This window comes from Rodentibacter heidelbergensis, assembly GCF_002000125.1.
GTDB lineage: Bacteria > Pseudomonadota > Gammaproteobacteria > Enterobacterales > Pasteurellaceae > Rodentibacter > Rodentibacter heidelbergensis.
The window spans coordinates 48,265-66,723 of record NZ_MLHH01000011.1 but is presented as its reverse complement, the minus strand read 5'-3'; the positions used below and the strand labels follow the sequence as shown (position 1 = coordinate 66,723).

The 18,459-nt window shown below is 41.4% G+C and carries 13 protein-coding genes; 4 read left to right on the top strand and 9 right to left on the bottom strand.

Annotation, left to right across the window (positions count from 1 at the left end):
• Positions 1 to 90 precede the first annotated feature (90 nt).
• Positions 91 to 1,281: a cystathionine beta-lyase gene (gene metC / locus BKK48_RS05785; protein WP_077427200.1), complete on the bottom strand. Its 1,191-nt coding sequence runs from the start codon at positions 1,279 to 1,281 to the stop codon at positions 91 to 93.
• A gap of 302 nt (positions 1,282 to 1,583) precedes the next feature.
• On the opposite strand from metC, the gene pgsA reads away from it, so the two are divergent.
• Positions 1,584 to 2,156 (top strand): CDP-diacylglycerol--glycerol-3-phosphate 3-phosphatidyltransferase, encoded by a 573-nt coding sequence (gene pgsA, locus BKK48_RS05780; RefSeq protein WP_077427199.1) that lies wholly within the window; start codon positions 1,584 to 1,586, stop codon positions 2,154 to 2,156.
• Between the two features lie 43 nt (positions 2,157 to 2,199).
• Here pgsA and BKK48_RS05775 read toward each other — a convergent pair whose 3' ends face one another.
• Positions 2,200 to 2,787: a class I SAM-dependent methyltransferase gene (locus BKK48_RS05775; protein WP_077427198.1), complete on the bottom strand. Its 588-nt coding sequence runs from the start codon at positions 2,785 to 2,787 to the stop codon at positions 2,200 to 2,202.
• A 117-nt stretch (positions 2,788 to 2,904) separates the two neighbouring features.
• Positions 2,905 to 3,789: a methylenetetrahydrofolate reductase gene (gene metF / locus BKK48_RS05770; RefSeq protein WP_077427197.1), complete on the bottom strand. Its 885-nt coding sequence runs from the start codon at positions 3,787 to 3,789 to the stop codon at positions 2,905 to 2,907.
• 207 nt (positions 3,790 to 3,996) lie between these two features.
• Here metF and BKK48_RS05765 point away from each other — a divergent pair, with 207 nt between their 5' ends.
• Positions 3,997 to 5,253 (top strand): paraquat-inducible protein A, encoded by a 1,257-nt coding sequence (locus BKK48_RS05765; protein ID WP_077427196.1) that lies wholly within the window; start codon positions 3,997 to 3,999, stop codon positions 5,251 to 5,253.
• Positions 5,231 to 7,903 carry a PqiB family protein gene (locus BKK48_RS05760; protein WP_077427195.1) on the top strand — a complete coding sequence of 891 codons (2,673 nt, stop codon included), beginning with the start codon at positions 5,231 to 5,233 and terminating at the stop codon, positions 7,901 to 7,903. The genes BKK48_RS05765 and BKK48_RS05760 overlap by 23 nt, the downstream gene beginning before the upstream one ends.
• A 108-nt stretch (positions 7,904 to 8,011) precedes the next feature.
• Here the strand turns inward: BKK48_RS05760 and dnaX are convergent, their stop codons facing one another.
• The 6 genes from dnaX to aceE all read right to left on the bottom strand — a co-directional run bounded on the left by dnaX (position 8,012) and on the right by aceE (position 17,676).
• Complete coding sequence (dnaX, locus tag BKK48_RS05755) at positions 8,012 to 10,081, bottom strand: DNA polymerase III subunit gamma/tau (protein ID WP_077427194.1); 2,070 nt, start codon at positions 10,079 to 10,081, stop codon at positions 8,012 to 8,014.
• Between the two features lie 11 nt (positions 10,082 to 10,092).
• Positions 10,093 to 10,635 carry an adenine phosphoribosyltransferase gene (gene apt / locus BKK48_RS05750; RefSeq protein WP_077427193.1) on the bottom strand — a complete coding sequence of 181 codons (543 nt, stop codon included), beginning with the start codon at positions 10,633 to 10,635 and terminating at the stop codon, positions 10,093 to 10,095.
• Between the two features lie 182 nt (positions 10,636 to 10,817).
• Positions 10,818 to 11,369, bottom strand: coding sequence for an NlpC/P60 family protein (locus tag BKK48_RS05745; protein WP_077427238.1), 552 nt, complete (start codon positions 11,367 to 11,369; stop codon positions 10,818 to 10,820).
• Positions 11,370 to 11,533: 164 nt separating this feature from the next.
• The gene (gene lpdA, locus BKK48_RS05740) at positions 11,534 to 12,958 is read right to left on the bottom strand and encodes a dihydrolipoyl dehydrogenase (protein WP_077427192.1); all 1,425 of its coding nucleotides are present in this window, start codon (positions 12,956 to 12,958) and stop codon (positions 11,534 to 11,536) included.
• Positions 12,959 to 13,052: 94 nt separating this feature from the next.
• Positions 13,053 to 14,957, bottom strand: coding sequence for a pyruvate dehydrogenase complex dihydrolipoyllysine-residue acetyltransferase (gene aceF / locus BKK48_RS05735; RefSeq protein ID WP_077427191.1), 1,905 nt, complete (start codon positions 14,955 to 14,957; stop codon positions 13,053 to 13,055).
• A gap of 61 nt (positions 14,958 to 15,018) precedes the next feature.
• Positions 15,019 to 17,676 (bottom strand): pyruvate dehydrogenase (acetyl-transferring), homodimeric type, encoded by a 2,658-nt coding sequence (gene aceE, locus BKK48_RS05730; RefSeq protein ID WP_077427190.1) that lies wholly within the window; start codon positions 17,674 to 17,676, stop codon positions 15,019 to 15,021.
• Positions 17,677 to 17,974: 298 nt separating this feature from the next.
• Here aceE and mgsA point away from each other — a divergent pair, with 298 nt between their 5' ends.
• Positions 17,975 to 18,433: a methylglyoxal synthase gene (mgsA, locus tag BKK48_RS05725; protein WP_077427189.1), complete on the top strand. Its 459-nt coding sequence runs from the start codon at positions 17,975 to 17,977 to the stop codon at positions 18,431 to 18,433.
• The last annotated feature ends 26 nt before the right edge of the window (positions 18,434 to 18,459 follow it).

The following is an 18,459-nucleotide window of genomic DNA, read 5'->3' as shown; positions in this document are numbered from 1 at the left end:
AAAAACGGCAGGTATGATAAATCAACTGAAGAAATGAGTAAATAAGGGCTTGTTACCAAGCCCTTTTTATATCAATCACCAATCAATTTATTATGCAATACGTTCAAATCCTGCTTTCAAATCCTCAATTAATTCATCGGGATCTTCAAAACCGATATGTACCCGAATAAGTGATCCCGCAAGCTTTCTTGTAATATTCGGGCGAATTTTAGCTATTTCTTCCGGTTGATTGCATAAAATTAAAGATTCAAAGCCCCCCCATGAATAAGCCATGGTAAAGAGCTTGAAATGATCCATAAATTGCGCCACTTGTTCATCGGTTAAACGTTGAATTAATTCAAAGGAAAATAATCCACTTGCTCCTTGAAAATCACGTTGGAAAAATTCATGCCCCGGACAACTTGGCAACGCCGGATGATAAACCGCTTTCACTTGGGGCTGTTCACTCAACCATTTGGCGATTTTAAGGCTACTTTCATGATGCTGTTTTAAACGCACCATTAACGTGCGAATACCTCTTGCTGTGGTATAAGCGGAATCGGCATCGACCATTTGCCCCATCAAATAGGAATGTTCACGCAGATGATCCCATGTGCGAGCATTGGCCACCGCTGTGCCAATCATCACATCCGAATGTCCCACTAAATATTTCGTGCCTGCCTGAATAGAAATATCAATACCGTATTCCAACGCTTTAAACAGCACCCCCGCACCCCAAGTATTATCAATCATAATCACAATATCAGGGTTAACTGCGCGTGCTGCCTTTACAATGGCCGGAATATCCGGCACTTCCATGGTGAGCGAACTCGGTGCCTCTAAAAAAAGTACGGTGGTATTGGGTTGGATGAGTTGTGCAATGCTCTCCCCCATTAAAGGATCATAATAGGTGGTATCAACCTGCATCTTTTTCAAAACAATATTGCAGAAATCTTGTGTCGGTTCATAAGCCGCACCACTCATTAGAATATGATCACCGCTTTTCACAAAAGACAAAATCGCATTGGTTACCGCCGCCGCACCGCAAGGATAAAGATAGCAACCTGCACCACCTTCCATTTCGCACATCAGATCTTGCAAGGCAAAATGCGTTAGCGTCCCCCGACGCCCATAAAACAATTCGCCTTTATAACGATTTTTCGTGCAGTGTTTTTTTTCTGCAATGGTGTCAAAAACCAGTGAAGATGCTCGTTGGATAACCGGATTGACTGCACCTTGGGCAAACCGTTTATTACGTCCGGCATGAATAAGCGTGGTGGATAATGAATGATTTTTAGCCATAACTGCTACCCTTACTTCGACAAAATTAAATGAATGATACAACACTTGGTAATATTACCTTCAAAAAATAATATATCAATGTGAGGATATCATTCCCAACATTCACTTTTATACTGAGATTGGCTGATTAAATAGAGAAATCAGGTTGAAATAAAATCATATTAAAAATAAATGAAAATCACCGTTCAATAGAGGTAAATCTTTATTAAATCTTTACAATAAAGCCCCTTGATGTGGCTTTTTTTATCACGAGAGATCCTTTAGAATAAAGGCATTTATAACCAAAGTGCGGTTAATTTTCCATGAGATTTAACATTCCGACTTTTCTCACGATTTTTCGCGTAATCCTCATTCCATTTTTTGTGATTACCTTTTATCTGCCTATTGAATCAGCCCCTTTTATTACCACCCTCATTTTTTTCATTGCCGGTGTCACCGATTGGCTTGATGGCTATCTTGCCCGCAAATGGAAACAAACTACCCGTTTTGGTGCATTTCTCGATCCTGTGGCTGATAAAGTGATGGTGGTTGCCGCACTCGTACTTATCGTTGAATATCAGCATACCTTTTGGATCACCATTCCGGCTATTATTATGATTTCCCGTGAAATTATTATTTCTGCTTTGCGTGAATGGATGGCTGAACTGGGAGAACGCAATAAAGTGGCGGTATCTTGGCTGGGAAAAGTGAAAACCACCTCACAAATGCTGGCATTAGGCGGGTTACTGTGGCGTTATAATGTTTATATGGAAATATTAGCGATCGTTTTACTTTACGTTGCTGCCATTTTAACGGTTTGGTCTATGATTCAATATCTAAGAGTAGCAAAAGAAAATGTATTGGACGAGATAGTAGATAAAAATATAGAACAATAAACATCACTTGGGCGGTGATTTCTACCACCACCGCCTATCTTTTTTAAAACTTTCTAAGTACAAACTCAATTGCACATTCTGCATTACCTAACGTTTGATCGATTTCTGGAGCAAGTCCTTCAATGTAAAAATCACGTATTTGCATTACCCGTTCAATGCTTGCCTTATCTGCAAATGCAATTAATAAATCCAGAACATTTACTGATTTTGGCATTGTCGATTTATGTTTATAAATAGTGAAACTACTTTTGTGATCTAAATTTTTAATTGAAGGCCAAATTCCACCTTCATACAAATCTTCATCAGGAATAGTCACAACTAAATATCCACCGGATTTTAATACACGTAACCAATTTTCTAATCCAACATAAGGGTCATGCAAGTGTTCTAAACAATGTGAAGAATAAACAAAATCGTAGCTATTATCCGGAATTGATGCCAAATATTGCCCGTCACCATCTTGAATATCCCAAGTTCTAACACTTCTCATAAAGGGTATATATCCAAGGAACTGAGCAAGTGAATCTTTTCCTCCACCAATATCAATACCGTCACCCACAAAATAGCGATGCAAATAGTGATAGTCCTTAAAACGACGCTGTAATATAGACTTTTTAGTTTCATCGACCATATATTTTCTCCGTAGCCCCTTGATTATCAAAGGGCTTGATTATAAACGTTATTTATACACAATTCAGTATAAATTTTTACGAATTATAGTACTATCTCTATCTGCTCAGTCTTTTATTTACACTTTCGGGCGAATGCCTAACATATGGCAAATAGCATAGGTAAGCTCGCTACGATTAAGGGTGTAGAAATGGAAATCGTTCACCCCTTCACTGGATAAAATTTTCACCATATCCATGGCAACACTTGCCGCCACAAGATTACGGGTTGTCGGGTCATTATCCAATCCCTCGTAGGCTTTGGCAAGCCAAGTAGGAATTTTCACATTGGTGAAAGAAGCCATTTTTTGAAGCTGTTTAAAATTGGTTACCGGCAAAATTCCCGGCACAATTTCTGTATCAATGCCGATAGAGGCACAACGATCACGGAAACGCAGGTAACTTTCAATATCAAAGAAAAATTGGGTAATCACATGGTTTGCACCGGCATCAATTTTACGTTTTAAGTTGATTAAATCCGCTTGTGCCGATTTCGCTTCAGGATGCACTTCAGGGTAAGCCGCAACGGAAATATCAAAATCTGCAACAGATCGCAATAATGCTACAAGATCTGCCGCATAAAAAGGTTTCTTTTCATAACCTTTTGGCTCATCGCCTCGCAATGCGACAATATGGCGAATACCGCTATCCCAATAATCTTTCGCAATTTGCTTTAATTCTTCAGGTGAAGCATCAATCCCCGTTAGGTGAGGTGCTGCTTCTAATCCGGTTTCCTGTTTAATGGCTTTCACAATACTGTGAGTGCGATCCCGCTCACCGGAATTAGCGCCATAAGTCACAGAAACAAATTTAGGCTCTAAGACTTTTAAGCGGTGAATAGACTCCCATAACATATTTTCCATTTTTTCATTTTTAGGCGGGAAAAACTCAAAGGAAATATTTATTTTTTTATTAAAATCCGCAATAGTTTGGTTCAAATTATTGATTTCTTTTGCATAGCTCATGTGACTTTTCCTATCAGAATGTATAACGCTGTTACAATAAAATAAGTTTATCTATGATGTCAATTTTAATAAATTCATAAGAAACATTAATAAAATCCATAGTTTTGGCGAAAAATCTCCCCACTGTCTCACATTAACTTCACAAAATAGAAGAAATCAGGCTAAAATACGCCAATTTTTTTGACCGCACTTTATGACAACATCATTATGACGACGCCTAAAATCACCGATATCCGCTATAAAATCGCCCGCTGTGGCGAATGCGATGAAGTCGTCTCGATAGCCTATCCCTTGCCCAAGGATGAGCAGGCACAATGCCCTCGTTGTCATCATGTTTTAGCCACAACCCAGCGTTGGTCGCTGCATCGCTGTGCGATGATCGCCCTTTCTCTTCTCATCTTAATGCCTTTTGCATTGGGCTTTCCTCTCTTAAGCCTTGATTTACTCGGTGTTAAGGTTGATGCTTCCGTGTGGGAAGGCATTTGGAAAATGGCCACCGCCGGCTATCAATACACCGCTTTTTTAGTGTTTATTTGTGCCATATTGATGCCGATTTCTTTTGCAATTTTGGTACTCATGTTGTGGTTTTCCAAATTACTGGGTATCCGCCCACGCAATGTTTTACTCTTTCTTGGTTACATTAAGCCTTGGGTGATGTTTGATGTTTATCTCGTAGCCCTTGGGGTTTCCATGTTTAAGGTGCGAGAATATGCCGCTTTAGAAATTAACGCTTATTTATTTGCCTTTATCTTTACCGCACTTTTAACGACCCTTTTGTTCATTAAAATTAATGTCAATGAGTTATGGGATGAATTCTATCCTGAACACAACCAACCCCGAGAAATGGATGATGACATCGAACTCTGCACCGCCTGCAATTATTCCTTCCCTCATTCAGAGATCAAGCACAGTCACGGCCATTCAAACTGCCCTCGCTGTGATTCACGCTTAGATATTTCTGAAAGCATTAAATTGCAACGAACATGGGCGCTGCTTATTGCCGGTATTATTATGCTCTTTCCGGCAAATTTACTGCCTATATCCGGTGTCTATTTAACCGGTGCATTATCAGAAGATACCTTAATGTCCGGTGTGATATCATTTATCAACATGAAAAGTTATTTTGTTGCCTTTGTTGTGTTCTTTGCGAGTATTTTTGTGCCCATAAGCAAAATTTTCATTATGCTGTATTTACTCGCTAGTGTTCATTTCAAATGGCAACATTCGATAAAATGGCAAATGCGTCTTTTACATATTGTTCATTTCGTAGGCCGTTGGTCAATGCTGGATTTATTTGTTCTTGCATTAATGATGTCATTGGTTACACGAGGACAAATTATTAATTTCACCGTGGGACCGGCAGCCTTTTATTTTGGTGCTGCCGTTTTTCTCACCATGATGTCAACTTCACAATTTGATAGCCGACTTATTTGGAAAATTTATGAGCGAAAAACAACAAAATAACGAACATTCAACAAACCATCCGCCAAGTATTGCTTCACAGTATAAAGCGGTTCAAGCAGTGTTACGCAAAAACCGAAAAGTTTCGCCTTTTTGGTTATTACCCTTTATTGCCCTGTGTATTGGTGCAATTTTGTTTTTTCAGATCGTTGAAGAACAAGGTAAAAGTATTAAAATTACTTTTACAAACGGTGCGGGCTTAGTCGCCGACAAAACGCCTATTCGCTATCAAGGCTTACAAATCGGGGTGGTGAAAAAGGTGAACTTTGCCGACAATATGCAAAAAGTTGAAGTGATCGCCAATATTTATCCTGAAGCCACCGGCGTGCTGCGTGAAAATACCAAATTTTGGGTCGTGCAGCCCAGTGTTTCTCTTGCGGGGATTTCCGGCTTAGATTCCTTGGTATCAGGCAACTACATTACCCTCCAACCGGGCGATGGCGATAGCCAAGATGAATTTATCGCCCAAGAAAAAGGGCCAATCGCTCAAGTCACTCCCGGCGATTTACTCATTCATTTAGTTTCCGATGATCTTGGCTCGATCTCCATTGGGGCGGCGGTTTATTTCAAAAAATTGCCGGTCGGGAAAATTTATGATTACCGTTTTAATAAGGATAATAAAGTTGAAATTGATGTGGTGATTGATAAAGAGTATGCCCGTTTTGTCAAAAAGGACTCACGCTTTTGGAACATTAGTGGTATCTCCGCCAACATCACACCGGCAGGCTTGAACTTTAATATGGAAAGCGTCAATTCCATCGTTCAAGGGGCGGTTTCTTTTGATTCTCCGGCAAACAGCCCTGAAGCCACAGAAAATACCACTTATACTCTCTACACCAATCTCCAAGCGGCAAAACGGGGCATTAACGTGGATATTACCATCCCAACGGTGGCCGGTTTAGAAGAAGGACGAAATGATGTCTATTACCAAGATGACAAAATCGGTGTCCTTTCTGCGCTCAGTAGCGTTGAAAATAACGAGAACATCTTGCAAGGCACGTTACTTATCGATCCTAATCAAGCCAATTTATTAAAAACCAATACCCGCATTGTACTTCGCAATAAAAAACCGACTTTGGGGGATTTAACCGATCCAAAACGCTTTTTCAGTGGGGATTACTTTGAAATCATCCCAGGGGATGGAGAAGAACGATTACAATTTGATGTGATTAAAGAAAATGAATTACTCTTAAAAACCCCCAATACCCTAGTGATTAAGCTAACCGCACCTGAAAGCTATGGGGTATCAGAAGGTCAATCCATTTACTATAACAATATTGCAATCGGTGAAATCATCAACCAAAAAATTGGGATTGATGGCGTGGAATACGAAGTGGCTATTGCCTCTGCCTATCGTAATTTAATTAATCCTAATACCCTTTTTGTCGCTGCCTCCAATTTTGATGTGAATATTAGTGCTGATGGTGTGCGATTTGGTGCAGCCCATCCTGAAAAATGGCTACAAGGCGGTATTCGTATTATTGCGAAAAAAGGATTAGGTGAGGCACTGAGCCACTATCCGCTTTATAAAGATGTTCAAAATGCCGAATACGGGATTACTGGCAATTTGGTTGAACCAAGCATTACCTTAAAAACCCCGACACTCCCGAGTATAGATAAAGGCTCTATTGTACTTTATCACCAATACGAAGTGGGGAAAATCACCAATATTCAGCCTCATGCCAATCACTTTAATGTGGATGTTTATATTTATCCGCCTCACAAACATTTGCTAACCGATAAAAGTGTCTTCTGGGTAGAAAGTGCGGCACAAGTTGATATTACGCCAAAAGGTATCAGCATTCAGGCCACACCGATTGCCCGTTCATTAAAAGGCGCTATTAGCTTTGATAACACAGGTTCAGGAAAAAATACCACCTTGTATGCCAATGAACTGAGAGCAAAATCGGCAGGGAATGTCATTACCTTGGTGACCGATGATGCCACCAACCTCAGCAAAGGTATGAGCTTACGTTATCTGGGCCTATCTATCGGTGAGGTAGAAAGTGTGGCATTAGAAGCAAAATCACGCAAAATTACCGCCAAAGCTCTTATCAATCCTAACTATATGGGCATTGTTGCGAAAGAAGGTTCTACCTTTAAAGTGATTTCGCCACAAATTTCTGCCGGTGCGATTGAAAATCTCGATAGCCTTTTACAGCCCTATATTGATATCGAAGTAGGAAATGGGAAAAGCAAAACGCAATTTAATCTTGCCAAAACCACTGAAAGTCGAAATAAATACAGCCAAGGTACACCGTTTATTCTTGAAACCAATGATGCGATGAACTTAACTGAAGGCTCCCCTGTGCTTTATCGTGGCGTTGAAGTGGGAACAATTCGTAAATTTGATCTCAATAGCCTTGGTGATCGGGTATTAATTCACATTGCTATTATGCCTAAATATCAACACTTGGTGCGTAAAAACAGCGAGTTTTGGGTGGCTTCCGGCTATGACTTCACACTGGGTTGGAAAGGCGCTAAATTTAATACAGGAAGTGTGCAACAGCTGTTAAAAGGAGGGATTTCATTCTCTACCCCATCAAGTACGGTTGTTCAACCACAAGCACCGGCTAATCAGCGTTTCTTATTACAAATAAAACGCCCGGATGAAGCGCAGAGTTGGAATTCCGGATCACTGCCCGAACAATAAAATTTAAAGCGATTTTTGACCGCACTTTTCTCTCCCGCTAAGCCTTGATGATGAAAGATTTAGCGGGAGATTTTTATCGCCAAAGGAAGGAATGAGGTGAGATTAAATTTAAACTGGTCGGATACTTTCAATATCCAACTGGGCATCAAACTCTTTTTGTAGGAGGTGGAGTTTTTTATCTTGTTGAAGTTCATCACGGGCTTGCTCGCAAAGATCTTGATACACCTGTTTGCGATGATCCATTGGCGTCACAACATCACGATCATCCAATTGAATATCAACATTCAGCTGAGATCCATAAAGTTGGCGAAGTGCTTCCGTTAAAACCTCAATATTTCGGGCTTGGCGTAAATGGGCTTTTTCCGAATGAAGGCCAAGCTGAATATTCTCTTCGGTTTTATGGCGTAAAAAACAATTTAATGCCAATTCTTTGGCAAAACCGGTAACACCGGAACGCTCAATCATATCCGTCCATTCATCTCGCTCTTGTGTAATGCTAATAATGCGTAAACGTAACTCCGGCGTCATATCCTTCAAAATGGCTTGCTTAATATCAGAGGGGCGAATGGCCTCCACTTCTTTAGCAAGCTCAGGATTACGCCACTCCCAACGATAGCTTTGGGCATCCTGCATGTCTTGTTCTTCTTGCTCCAGCTCCTCCGTATCCTCCATGGCATTTTTCATGGTTTGAATATTTTGGGGGAGATGAGAACCCCTTGACTGCGCTTTTGGTTTCTCTGCCGTCTTCTTAGGTGGTGTCATTTCCCGCACAGGAAGTGCGGTCATTTTTCTTTCTGTTTTTTGCTCATCAAGGGTTTGAATATGATGCAGGGTTTCATTCACCACATCATTCATTTCTTTTTGATGAGATTGCCGTTCACTGTCTTCAATTTGATTAAGTTGATTTAGTGCATCTAATGCCGCAAGGCTGGCAAGATTGAGTGTTGAGGTTGAAGAGGGAGCCGATGCCCCATAACACCCTTTAATATTCTGCGACAACACCGGTACATCAATATAATTTCCCTGATTTTCAACCGCACTTTTTTCCGCTAAAGCAGGGTTGACCTCAGATACATGAGGCTTAGGTGTCGCCGCGAGGAACTTTGGGTGGAATGCTAACGCCCGTAATAATGTCATTTCCGTTCCAACACGATAGTTGGGGGCGATACTCAATTCCTTTCGACCGGAAACAACAATCTGATAGAAAAACTGTACATCTTCCGGTGCAATATGTTTAGCGAGAAAAGCAAGATGCTCATTTTCATGGGCTGAATGTTGTGGTAGCAATTGCATTAAGGCAATTTGATGTAACTTTTCTGCGACCTCTGCCAACAAGCTGTCCCAATCGCCTGCCTTTTCTGCCACTTCTTGAATACTTTTCATTAATGCTTCACCGTTACCTTGGTGTAGCGCATAAATAATATCAATGGCTTGGCTTTCATCTAACAGCCCTAACATCATGTTAACCACATTAACCGTAACATGGCGATCACCCATTGCTATGGCTTGATCCGTAAGACTCAGGCTATCTCGGAGACTCCCCTGCGCCGCTTTGGCTAATTTATCTAAAGCCAATGGTTCAAAGGGGATCGCTTCTTGACTTAAAATATGGGCAAGATGTTGCGAAATTTGCGTTTCATCTAAGGCTTTAAGATGAAATTGCATACAACGGGATAAAATGGTTACCGGCAATTTTTGCGGATCTGTTGTTGCCAGTAAAAATTTCACATATTCCGGGGGTTCTTCTAAGGTTTTCAACAAAGCATTGAAAGAATGACGTGAAAGCATATGCACTTCATCAATCAAATACACTTTAAAGCGCCCTACCACCGGTTTGTATTGCACGTTATCCAGTAATTCTCGGGTATCTTCTACCTTCGTTCGAGAAGCAGCATCAATTTCAATTAAATCAATAAATGAGCCTTGTTCAATGGCTTTACAATTTTCACATTCACCACAAGGGTGAGCCGTAATGCCATTTTTAATACAATTTAATCCTTTGGCAAATAGGCGGGCAATAGAGGTTTTCCCTACGCCACGCGTTCCGGAAAAGAGATAGGCGTGATGAAGTCGCTGTTCTTTTAACCCATTAGAAAGTGCGGTGAGAATATGGCTTTGTCCCACCACATCTTCAAAGGTTTGCGGACGCCACTTTCGGGCTAAAACTTGATAGCTCATAAATAATGCAATTAATGACCGTCAAAATTCACTAGGGTATAGCAGCTGACCCCTAAATCATTCAAGCGTTTTTCTCCACCGAGTTCCGGTAAATTAATCACAAACGCCGCATGTTCGACTTTACCGCCAAGTCGTTCCACCAATTTAACAGTGGCTTCAACAGTTCCTCCAGTGGCGAGTAAATCGTCAATGATGAGGACATTATCCTCTGCTGAAATCGCATCAACGTGAATTTCCAGAGTGTCTTCACCATATTCCAATTGATAAGATTGTGAAATGGTTTCACGAGGGAGTTTTTTCGGTTTGCGGACTAATTCAAAAGGTAACCCCAATGCAAGGGCAACCGGCGCACCAAAAATAAACCCACGGGATTCGGTACCCAACACTTTGGTAATGTTTTTGTCACGATACTGCGCAACGATTAAATCAATGCTGGCTTTGAACGCTTCCGGCACTTCTAATAAGGCAGTAATATCACGGAAAATAATGCCTTCTTTTGGATAATTAGGAATGGATTTAATGGAGGATTTGATAAGCTCGAGTTGTGTGTTCATAAATCAGTTTAATTAAAGTGAGATGAAATCAATTATTAGGCTATCATTCTATCATAAAATATTATAGAAAATGGAAATTACTGATCGTACCCTCTCCCTGCCTTAAGAAAAATATTTTCACAAAAAAGCTGAATTGGAAAATCTCCAATTCAGCTTCAATACCTTTCTAAAAATGACCGCACTTACATGATACGGCGAGATTGGGTATAGGTTCTTGCCCAGTAATTTTCATCTAAAGAGCTGATCGTCACCCCTTGGCTGGAACTGGCATGCATAAACTGGTTATTACCAATATAAACGCCAACGTGATTATTACCACGGAAAAAAACAAGATCGCCTTTTTGCAATTCATGTTTGCTGATCTTACGTCCTAAATGGCGTTGTTCAGCCGTTGAACGAGGTAATTCAATACCATAGGCGGATAAAAATGCGGTTTGCATAAATGCCGAACAATCAATTCCACGTTTGGTTGTTCCCCCCATTCGATAGCGGGTGCCCGCCCATTCGTTATAGACCCCGGCAAGGGCTTTATCACCAATCAAACCGGAACGTGGACGATTTGTTCTTAAAGTGTGATGAACACCACGATCGGCTTTCTCTAAATGACGGATTAATCCGGTCAGCTGCGCATCATCACTTTCTGAAATTTTACTGTACTGGGATGAATGTGAGCCACTTGAACAAGCACTGGCCAGTGTTGCCAGCCCTAAAATGATGAAAATTCGTTTTAACATACTAAAAAATTTAAAATAATTAAAAAACATAAAAATAAAATCTCGCAAAGACTATCAAATATAAGCTTAAATAGCCAGTTAAAATTGAATTTTTATGCATTTTTGTGAAATATTCCACAAAAAAAGGCAATCGATTAGGATTGCCTTTTTATCACATGAATGAATTATTTTTTCTTCGCTTTGGCATTTGGAAGGTCGGTAATGGAACCTTCAAATACTTCAGCGGCTAAACCAACGGACTCATGTAAAGTTGGGTGAGCGTGAATAGTTAAGGCAATATCTTCCGCATCACAACCCATTTCAATGGCTAAACCAATTTCACCGAGCAATTCGCCACCATTTGAGCCGACAATCGCACCACCTAATAGACGATGTGTCTCTTTGTCAAAGATAAGTTTTGTCATCCCTTCTGAACATTCAGAGGCAATGGCACGGCCGGAAGCAGCCCAAGGGAATTTCGCTACTTCGTAATTTAAGCCTTCTTGTTTACATTCTTTTTCCGTTTTACCCACCCATGCCACTTCAGGTTCGGTATAAGCGATCGATGGGATCACTTTCGGATCAAAATAATGTTTTTGTCCTGCAATCACTTCAGCGGCAACATGACCTTCATGCACCCCTTTATGCGCAAGCATTGGCTGACCAACAATATCACCGATAGCAAAAATATGCGGTACATTGGTACGCATCTGTTTATCCACATGAATAAATCCACGGTCATCTACTTCAACACCTGCTTTACCCGCATCAATTAATTTACCGTTCGGCACACGACCAATCGCCACTAATACAGCATCATAACGTTTCGTATCGTTACAAGCTTTTCCTTCCATTGAAACATAGATACCGTCATCTTTTGCTTCAACGGCGGTGACCTTGGTTTCTAACATCAGTTTAAATTTTTTCTCGATTTGTTTGGTATAGATTGCCACCACATCTTTATCCGCAGCCGGAATCACTTGGTCGAACATTTCCACCACTTCAATCTCAGAACCCAGTGCGTGATAAACTGTTCCCATTTCTAAACCGATAATGCCACCACCCATGATGAGTAATTTTTTCGGTACTTCTTTTAATTTAAGGGCATCTGTTGAATTCCAAATACGCGGATCTTCGTGTGGAATGAAAGGCAATTCAATTGGACGAGAACCTGCCGCAATAATAGCATTGTCAAATTTAATGGTGGTTGGATTACCATCACGATCACGAGCCACCAATGTGTTGGGATCAGCAAATGTCGCTAAACCTTCAACAACGGTTACTTTACGCTGTTTTGCCATCCCTGCAAGACCGCCCGTTAATTTTGCGACCACTGCATCTTTACCGGCACGAACTTGGTCTAAATCAATTTTTGGCTCACTAAAATAGATCCCATTTTTTTCAGCATGTTTGGCTTCTTCAATGACTTTTGCCACATGCAATAAGGCTTTTGAAGGAATACAGCCTACGTTTAAGCAAACACCACCAAGGGTTGAATAACGCTCAACAAGCACGGTTTCTAATCCTAAATCCGCACAACGGAATGCCGCGGAGTACCCTGCCGGGCCTGCACCAAGTACAACGACTTGGGTTTTAATTTCTTTACTCATTTTTACCTCGTAAAAACGTTGAAATTTTTGACCGCTCTTTTGAGCAATCAAGCATCGTTAAAAAAACGCCCCTCAAACTCGAGAGGCGTGTTGATTACATAATCAAGCGACGTAAATCCGCTAATACAGAACCGATGTAGCTGATGAAACGGGCACCGTCAGCACCATCGATCACACGGTGATCGAATGATAATGACATTGGAAGAATTAAGCGAGGCGCGAATTCTTTGCCATTCCATACCGGTTCCATAGAGGATTTAGACACCCCTAAAATCGCCACTTCCGGTGCATTGACAATTGGTGCAAAATGCGTTGTACCGATACCACCAAGGCTTGAAATTGTGAAACAACCCCCTTGCATATCCGATGCAGAAAGTTTACCTTCACGGGCTTTTTTCGACACTTCCATTAATTCACGAGAAAGTTCGATAATCCCTTTTTTGTTCACATTTTTGAACACCGGTACGACTAAACCGTTTGGTGTATCCACCGCCACACCGATATTGATGTATTTTTTCAAGATCAGGCGTTGTGCATCTTCTGTAATTGAACTGTTAAAACGTGGATAGGCTTCCAAAGCTTTCGCCACCGCTTTCATAATAAACACAACCGGGGTAATTTTCACACCCAATTTTTGTTTTTCCGCCAAGGCATTTTGTTCTTTACGGAAGGCTTCTAAATCGGTGATATCCGCTTTATCAAAGTGAGTAACATGTGGAATCATCACCCAGTTGCGGTGTAAATTTGCGCCTGAAATCTTATTGATACGGCTTAATTCCACTTCCTCAATTTCACCAAATTTGCTGAAATCCACTTTCGGCCATGGTAATAAGCCAAGACCTGCACCATTTGCCACACCATTGCCTGCCGCTGGTGAAGTTGCCCCGCTTTCGTAGGCTTTCACCGCTGTTTTCACGTAGGCTTCAATATCTTCTTTAACGATGCGACCTTTACGTCCAGTGCCTTTAACCTTATCTAAATTAATACCAAACTCACGGGCTAAACGGCGAATCACAGGCGTTGCATGCGCATAACCGGCGCTTGCTACCACTTGTTCTTGGCTTAAACCTGATACATTGCCGCTTTGTGCAGCGGGTGCAGGTTCAGCTGTTGCTGCAACAACCGGTTGTGAAGGTGCGCTAGGTTGGGCCGGTGCAGCGACAGGGGTGCTACCGACCACTTCAAAACGCATAATTAATGAACCGGTTGACACTTTATCGCCCGATTTCACTAAAATCTCTTTGACAACCCCTGCAAATGGCGCAGGTACTTCCATAGAGGCTTTATCACCTTCAACGGTAATCAGAGATTGCTCTTCAGAAACGCTATCTCCAACGGCTACCATAATTTCGGTGACATTGACTTCATCACCGCCGATATCCGGCACATTCACATCTTTAATCGCAGATGCAGTTGCCACCGGAGCAGTCGTTTCTTGAGTTGGTGCTGAAGCTGTCGGCGCACTGCCTGCCACTTCAAATTTCATAATCAATTTACCGGTAGAAACTTTATCACCGACATTGATTAAAATCTCTTTTACCACACCGGCAATCGGGGCCGGCACTTCCATAGAAGCTTTATCGCCCTCTACGTTGATGATGGATTGATCCACTTCAACCGCATCACCGACTTTCACCATAATTTCTGTCACATTGACTTCATCAGAACCAATGTCCGGTACATTCACCTCTACAACACTTGCTGCAGATATGGTTGGTGCTTCAACGGGTTTTACCTCTTGTGCCGGCGCTGATGTTGGAGCTTCAGCGGCGGCATCTAACACAAGCATCGGGGTACCGGTGGTGACTTTATCGCCCACTTTCACTAACACTTCTTTAACGACACCCGCTTCCGGCGCAGGCACTTCCATTGACGCCTTATCACCCTCGACATTAATAATGCTTTGATCCACTTCAATGGTATCGCCCACTTTTACCATCACTTCCGTTACGGTAACTTCATCACTACCAATATCAGGAATTTGAATTTGTTTTGACATATTTTGTTCCTTTGTAAAGTGCGGTCAAATTGAAGGTCATTTTGACCGCCGTTTTCATCAATTACGCATAAAGCGGATTGATACGCTCAACATTCAAACCGAATTTCGCAATCGCCTCTGCAACCACTTGGTTCGTTACTGTCCCTTCTTTTTCTAATTGGGAAAGTGCGGCAACAACGATATAACGCTCATCAACTTCAAAATGTTCACGCAAGTTAGCACGGCTGTCAGAACGACCAAAGCCATCTGTCCCCAAGACGTGATAATGTTTGGTTGGTACAAATGCACGGATTTGATCTGCATAAGCCTTAATATAATCTGTTGAAGCAACCGTTGGTAAATCCGCAAGAACCTGTGCAACATAAGGCACACGTTGTGTTTCGGTTGGATGGAATAAGTTCCAACGGGCTACATCGTGACCATCACGGGCTAACTCGTTAAATGACGGTGCAGAGAAGACATCAGAAGTCACACCATAGTCTTTAGCAAGAATTTGTGCCGCTTCACGAACATGGCGCATAATGGCCCCTGAACCTAAAAGCTGAACATGGCCTTTACCTTTGCCTTCTACCGTTTCAAATTTATATAAACCTTTACGGATACCTTCTTCTGCCCCAGCAGGCATTGCCGGTTGCTCTGTCACTTCATTTAATGTAGTGATGTAATAGAAGACATCTTCTTGTTTTTCACCGTACATACGGCGGATACCATCTTGAACGATGACCGCCACTTCAAAGGCAAAAGACGGATCATAGGTGATACAGTTAGGGATAACGCCCGCTTGAATATGACTGTGTCCGTCTTCATGTTGTAAACCTTCACCGTTTAAGGTTGTACGACCGGATGTTCCACCGATCATAAAACCACGAGCCAATTGGTCGCCGGCTAACCACATCATATCGCCCACACGTTGGAAACCGAACATGGAGTAATAAATGAAGAATGGGATCATTGGACGGTTGCTCACAGAATATGAGGTTGCTGCCGCTACCCAAGAAGCCGTTGCCCCTAATTCGTTGATCCCTTCTTGTAACACCTGGCCATCTTTCGCTTCACGATAGTATGCCACTAAGTCACGATCGGAAGGCACATAGTTTTGACCATGTGGATTGTAAATACCGATTTGACGGAATAAACCTTCCATACCAAAAGTACGGGCTTCATCAGCGATAATTGGTACAATGGTTTTACCGATATTTTTATCTTTTAATAGGGTATTTAATACACGAGAAAACGCCATTGTCGTAGAAATACCACGAGGCTGGGCATCTAATAATGCTTTAAACTCATCTAATGCCGGTACCGGATATTCCACATCAAATTTCGGTTTGCGTGCAGGCACATAACCGTCTAACGCTTTACGTTGGCCATGTAAATAATTGTATTCTTCAGAACCTTCCGGGAATTTGATGTATTCCAATTTTTCCACTTGCTCATCAGTCAGTGGTAATTGGAAGTAATCACGGAAACCTTTAAGGCTCTCATAGGACATTTTTTTCGATTGGTGAGCAGTATTTTTACTTTCCGCTTCAGGAATTTTATAGCCTTTTACTTGTTGCGCTAAAATGACAACCGGTTTTGTCGCATTTTGTGCTTTTGCATAAGCGGCATAAAGTTTTTCAGAATCATGTGCACCACGACGTAACGCCCAGATTTCATCATCTGTCATATCCGCAACTAGTGCAGCGGTTTCCGGATAACGGCCAAAGAAATGCTCACGAACATAAGCGCCATCTTTGGATTTGAAGGTTAAGTAATCACCATCAACCACTTCCATCATTAATTGGGTTAATTTACCGGAGGTATCTTTTTCAAAAAGTCTATCCCAGTTGCTGCCCCATAAAACTTTGATCACTTCCCAACCGGCACCGGTGAATAAACCTTCCAATTCTTGAACGATTTTACCGTTACCGTTTACCGGGCCGTCTAAGCGTTGTAAATTACAGCTTACGGTGAAAATTAAGTTATCTAAGCCTTCACGGGCGGCAAAGGTTAATGCCCCTTTAGACTCAATTTCATCCATTTCACCATCACCTAAGAAGGCATAGACTTTTTGACCTTTCGTATCTTTTAAACCACGATTGTCTAGGTATTTTAAGAAACGGGCTTGATAAATCGCATTGACCGGGCCTAATCCCATAGAAACCGTTGAAAATTGCCAGAATTCAGGCATTAATTTCGGGTGAGGGTATGAAGATAAGCCGTCAACAAAGGCTTCTTGACGGAAATTGTCCATTTGTTCTTCCGTAATACGACCTTCTAAGAAAGCACGGGCATACATTCCCGGTGCGGCATGGCCTTGGAAGAAGATTAAATCACCGCCATTTTTCTCTGTTGCGGCTTTAAAGAAGTGGTTGTAGCACACTTCATACATAGTCGCAGCAGATTGGAAAGTCGAAATATGACCGCCTAAGTCGAGATCTTTTTTCTGACTACGCAAAACCATTGCAATGGCATTCCAACGTACCGCAGAACGAATACGACGTTCAATTTCACGGTTACCCGGATAAGCTGGTTGTTCTGAAACAGGAATCGTATTGACATAATCAGTGGTCACACCTGTCGGCAATGAAACGCCATTGGTGCGGGCTTGACCGATGACTTGCTCAATGATGTATTGCGCACGCTCAACGCCTTCTTCACGAATTAAAGAATCTAATGATTGTAACCAATCTTGTGTTTCGATTGGATCAATGTCATTTTTTAAAATCTCAGACATAGGTTTTCCTTATCTGTTAATTAAGTGAAAGTTAGTTCGGCTTAACGCCAAACCGCATATTAAAAATGTCCGTTTAGGTTCACAAACATTTAACAAATCTTGTAAATTTTAGAAGATTTTTTGAAATAAAGATAGTAAATTTTCGCCAAAAAATGGGAGCTTTCTTTCATAAAGAAATCTGCCCTGTATCATTTCTTATAGAAAATTTAAAAAAGCAATTAAAACAATAATCAAAACCTTGCATCAATACCTACTTTGGTCTAAAGTTTTTTCATATTGAAACATAAAGGAAATTACGATGAAATCAACCACCCGCCCACTTTCTCAACATAAACGTATTGCACTCGTGGCACATGACAGTTGCAAACAAGGACTTATTCAATGGGTGAAAAAACACCAATCTGCCCTCGCCTCACATGCACTTTACGCCACCGGTACGACAGGACACTTATTAGCACGGGAAACCGGTTTAACCATTCAACCGTTATTAAGCGGCCCAATGGGGGGCGATCAACAACTTGGCGGACTGATTGCAGAAAAGAAAATTGATATGCTGATTTTCTTTTGGGACCCGATGAATGCCGCTCCCCACGATCCTGACGTGAAAGCCTTAATGCGAATTGCAACAGTATGGAATATTCCTGTTGCCATCAATCAAGCTTCTGCAGATTTTTTGCTTACCTCTCCGCTTGTTGAACAAAATATTGAGATTGAAATTCCTGATTATGAAGGTTATTTGAAAGAACGGTTAGATTAAACAACGATTATTCACCAATTCGCTTA